This is a genomic window from Spirillospora sp. NPDC049652 (assembly GCF_040675125.1).
GTDB lineage: Bacteria > Actinomycetota > Actinomycetes > Streptosporangiales > Streptosporangiaceae > Spirillospora.
The window spans coordinates 1-4,612 of sequence record NZ_JBFAOF010000584.1; the positions used below are offsets into that span (position 1 = coordinate 1).

At 71.1% G+C, this 4,612-nt stretch carries 5 protein-coding genes and 1 riboswitch; of the genes, 3 read left to right on the forward strand and 2 right to left on the reverse strand.

Translation table 11 applies throughout. The features are described 5' to 3' along the window. Window positions 1-125: 125 nt before the first annotated feature. Complete coding sequence (locus AB0J52_RS28360) at window positions 126-866, reverse strand: CbtA family protein (RefSeq protein WP_500185509.1); 741 nt, start codon at window positions 864-866, stop codon at window positions 126-128. Then, entirely contained in the window at window positions 866-1,090 is a 225-nt protein-coding gene (locus AB0J52_RS28365; protein WP_500185511.1) for a CbtB domain-containing protein, read from the reverse strand. Before AB0J52_RS28365 ends, AB0J52_RS28360 begins: the two co-directional genes overlap by 1 nt. 32 nt (window positions 1,091-1,122) lie before the next feature. Further along, a riboswitch (cobalamin riboswitch) is annotated at window positions 1,123-1,311 on the reverse strand. A 96-nt stretch (window positions 1,312-1,407) separates the two neighbouring features. Here AB0J52_RS28365 and AB0J52_RS28370 point away from each other — a divergent pair. From AB0J52_RS28370 to AB0J52_RS28380, 3 genes are all read left to right on the forward strand, one after another. After that, the gene (locus tag AB0J52_RS28370; RefSeq protein WP_500185513.1) at window positions 1,408-2,463 is read left to right on the forward strand and encodes a 3-isopropylmalate dehydrogenase; all 1,056 of its coding nucleotides are present in this window, start codon (window positions 1,408-1,410) and stop codon (window positions 2,461-2,463) included. Window positions 2,464-2,652: 189 nt separating this feature from the next. Beyond that, on the forward strand, window positions 2,653-3,753 hold the full coding sequence (locus AB0J52_RS28375) for a branched-chain amino acid aminotransferase (protein WP_500185514.1): 1,101 nt from the start codon (window positions 2,653-2,655) through the stop codon (window positions 3,751-3,753). A gap of 285 nt (window positions 3,754-4,038) precedes the next feature. Next, window positions 4,039-4,612 (forward strand): hydroxymethylglutaryl-CoA lyase-like TIM-barrel protein (locus AB0J52_RS28380; RefSeq protein WP_500185516.1); only part of this gene is annotated, 574 nt, incomplete at its 3' end.

Genomic DNA, 4,612 nt, shown 5'->3' on the forward strand with positions numbered 1-4,612 from the left:
TCTTGTTGGGTGTTTTTGTGCGGGGTTTTCTCTCTTGTGCTCTCCCCACCCCCCCCCCCGGGGGAGCGGCCCCCCCACCTGTGCGGGCGGGGGCCGGCCCACCCCCCCCCCCCCCCGACCCTCTCCTATCTGCGCACGGCCCGTTCGGTGAGCCACCCGAAGAGCAGCCCGAGCGTCGTCCACAGGACGGCCTGCATCCCCAGCGAGGCGATGCGGAAGTCCCACAGCGTCTCGGCCGGGAAGCCGTGCGGAACGGCGTCCGGCTTCGGCGTGATCTTGAACAGAACCGCGTTGACCAGCACGAACGCGACGACCGAGACGGTCACCGCGTTCCAGGTCCCGAACCGGGAGGCGAGCCGCCGGCACAGGATCACGGCTCCGACGACGGTGGCGATCCCGATGGCGACCATGCCGAAGTACAGGGCCGTCCGGCTGCCGATCGTCTCGGGGTTCCCGACCGCCGGGGGAGTCGCCGGGTACTTCAGGAACGGCACCCCCTCGACCGCGACGAACCCCAGCAGCCCGACCAGGGCCGCCGTGGCGCGCGCGTGCAGGGAGCCGAGGCGTCCGTAGGCGAAGGCGAACGCGATCGCGAAGATTCCGCCGATCGCGACACCGTAGACGCCGACGGCGGTGACGAGGCCCGCCGTCTTCTGGACGGTCCGCGACACCACCTCCACCTCGTGCCCGGCGCCGTGGTCGGCGTGCGCCTCCTCGAACGCGATCGCGTTCCCGACCTGCGGCTCGCCGTAGATCCAGGCGACGACCAGGGCGAGCGCCGCCCCGGCGATCCCGGCGAGCATCCCCCGAACGAGCAGGGAGCGCATGGTCATCGCGGGGGCGGGCGCGGCGACGTCGGCCGCCATCAGTGGCAGGGGAAGCCGAGCAGGTGCCGGCCGTCGTGGGTGAACTCGTGCACCCAGGTCCCGGAGACCAGCGAGGTCGCGCCCTGCTCGGCGCCGACGAAGTAGATCAGGACGAGGCCGAGGACGGCGGCGAGCACCGCCCACGGGACGATGTCGCGGACGGGGACCGACAGCGGCGCGGGCCGGGGGACGGCGCGCTCTTCGACAACGGCGGACTGGGCCATCAGGGGTCTCCTCACGGGGTGCACTCGCCCCGGTAGCGGGAGGACGACGGGTCAGTGTCCTGACTCCCAGATCTCCGCCTCCCGCCGACCTTCCCGCCGGTGGTCCGGCCGTGGTCGCGCGCGGGGGAGGCTCCCTGGTCACAGTGGCGGGACCGTCCCGGAATCGCACCGGGTTCCTGCGCACCGTCGCCTCGATGTGAACTTGTCAGCCGAAGCGTCCCCTTTGGGGCTCCGGGCGTCAAGTCGTCACGTCCTCCCGCTGTCTCGGTCCCTGAGACGCGTGCTCATGGACTGAGACAATGCGGTACAGTCTGCGCATGGCTTCCCGCAGCATCCGCCTCGCGGCCATCCCCGGAGACGGGATCGGCCCGGAGGTCGTCGCCGAGGGGCTGAAGGTCCTCGACGCCGTCGCCCCCGCCCACGACCTGACGTTCGAGCAGACCGAGTACGACCTCGGCGCGGCCCGCTACCACCGCACCGGCGAGGTCCTTCCGGACTCGGTCCTCGCGGAGCTGCGCGACCAGGACGTCATCCTGCTCGGCGCGATCGGCGACCCATCCGTGCCGTCCGGTCTGCTGGAGCGGGGCCTGCTGCTGCGCACCCGGTTCGAGTTCGACCACTACGCCAACCTGCGTCCGGTGAAGCTGCTGCCCGGCGCGACGTCCCCGCTCGCGGGCGTCGGCCCGGACGACATCGACATGCTGGTCGTCCGCGAGGGCACCGAGAGCCTGTACGCGGGCACCGGCGGCGTGATCCGCAAGGGCACCCCGCACGAGATCGCCACGCAGGAGAGCGTCAACACCGCCTTCGGCGTCGAGCGGGTCGTCCGGTACGCCTTCGAGCAGGCCGCCGCGCGTCCGCGCAAGAAGCTGACGCTCGTCCACAAGGACAACGTCCTCACCTACGCCGGTGATCTCTACCAGCGCGTGCTGAGGCGCGTCGGCGAGGAGTTCCCGCAGGTCGAGACCGACTACTGCCACGTGGACGCGGCGACGATGTTCTTCGTCAACCAGCCGCGGCGGTTCGACGTGATCGTCACCGACAACCTCTTCGGCGACATCATCACCGACATCGGCGCGGCCGTCGCGGGTGGCATCGGGCTCGCCGCGTCCGGCAACGTCAACCCCGACGGCACCGCCCCCTCGATGTTCGAGCCGGTGCACGGCAGCGCCCCCGACATCGCCGGGCAGGGCAAGGCGGACCCGACAGCCACTATCCTGTCGGTCGTGATGCTTCTGGACCACCTCGGCGAGACCGCGGCCGCGCGCCGCGTCGAGACCGCCGTCGCCGAGGACCTCGTCGAACGCGCGGGAGCGGGCGTCCGCTCGACCGCGCAGATCGGCGACGCCATCGCCAAGCGAGTAGCCGGGTAGGCGCGCTCGCCGACCAGCCATGACCGGGCGCGCCGCGGACGGCGCGCCCGGTTTCTCTTCGTGCCGCCGTCTTCGGTGACCCGGACCTGTCAGGTCGTCAACCAGGTCTGGACGAAGTACGACAATAGGCACTAGGGAAGGTCGGGACGGCAACGGAGCCGCCTGGCGATCCGGGAGAGGACATCCACGATGAGCACGCTGGACTTTGAGATCATCCGCAACGAGAACGCCGTCTCGGCGGAGGACCGCGCGGCAATCCTGGCCGATCCCGGATGGGGCCAGCACTTCACGGACCACATGATCACGATCCGGTACCGCAAGGACAAGGGCTGGCACGACGCCCGGATCCAGCCCTACGGGCCGATCACGCTCGACCCCGCCGCGCAGGTCCTGCACTACGCCCAGGAGCTGTTCGAGGGGCTCAAGGCCTACCGGCAGGCCGACGGCTCGATCGTCATGTTCCGCCCGTCCGCCAACGCCGCCCGGATGAACACCTCCGCCCGGCGCATGGCCATGCCGGAGATCCCCGAGGAGCTGTTCGTCGAGGCCCTGGAGCTCCTGGTCTCCACCGACCGCGACTGGGTCCCGACGACCGAGGGGCACAGCCTCTACCTGCGGCCGTTCATGTTCGCCACGACCCGGCTGCTCGGCGTCAACCAGCCGGCGGACGAGTACCTGTTCATGGTCATCGCGTCCCCGTCCGGCAACTACTACGCGCGGGGGATCAAGCCGGTCACCGTCTGGCTGTCGCAGGACTACACCCGGGCCGCCCCCGGCGGCACCGGCGCGGCGAAGACCGGCGGCAACTACGCGGCGTCCTTCGCCGGGCAGGCCCAGGCCGTCGCGCACGGCTGCGACCAGGTCGTCTGGCTGGACGCGGTCGAGCACCGGTGGGTCGAGGAGGTCGGCTCGATGAACCTGATGTTCGTCTACGGCGCCGGGGCGCAGCCGCGCATCCTCACCCCGGCGCTCACCGGCACCCTGCTCCCCGGGATCACCCGCGACTCGATGCTCACCCTCGCCCCCGACCTCGGCATCCAGGTCGAGGAGGGCAAGATCAACATCGACGAGTGGCAGCACGGCTGCGAGTCCGGCGAGCTGACCGAGGTGTTCGGCTGCGGCACCGCCGCGGTCATCAGCCCGGTCGGCGCGGTCAAGGGCGCCGACCGCGAGTGGACGATCGGCGACGGCGGGGCCGGCCCGATCTCCATGCGGCTGCGCGAGGAGCTGATCGGCATCCAGTACGGCCGCCGCCCCGACCCGTACGGCTGGGTCCACAAGGTCGTCTGACCGCGTCCCTGAGCGAGACCTGGGAAAGCCCCGTGAGACGGCCCGCGCCGCCTCGCGGGGCTTTGCCCATGCCTCCGACCAGGCATTATCTCACGATGTGAGATGCGAGTTGGCGAATGTGAGACGGCTGTGGCATGCTCAGGGCATCATGCGCAGCAGCCTCGTGATTATCGGCTGGCGCGCCGGCACCTGACGGAACACCGCCGGCGCGCAGACCTCTCACGTCCGTGAGGGGTCTTTTCGTTTTCCGGCGCGGCTCCGTCGTCCTCGAAGGGTTCACCGCACATGCAGGGCGACGCATTCCACGTGTACGACACCACGCTGCGCGACGGCTCGCAGCAGGAGGGCCTCAACCTCTCCGTGGACGACAAGCTCGCCGTCGCGCGCCACCTGGACGCGCTCGGCGTGGGCTTCATCGAGGGCGGCTGGCCCGGAGCCAACCCCAAGGACACCGAGTTCTTCCGCCGCGCTCGAACAGAGCTGGGGCTGAGGAACGCGCAGCTCACCGCGTTCGGCGCGACCCGCCGGGCCGGTGCGAAGGCCGCCGACGACCCCCAGGTGGCCGCCCTGCGCGACTCGGGGGCGCCCGTCGTGACGCTGGTGGCCAAGAGCCACGACCGGCACGTCGAGCTGGCCCTCCGCACGACCCTGGAGGAGAACCTCGCGATGATCCGCGACACCGTCTCCCACCTGCGTGCGGAGGGCCGGCGCGTCTTCCTGGACGCCGAGCACTTCTTCGACGGCTACCTCGCCAACCGCGCGTACGCCCTGGAGGTCGTCCGCACCGCCGCCGAGGCCGGGGCCGACGTGATCGCGCTCTGCGACACCAACGGCGGCATGCTGCCGGACGAGCTCGCCG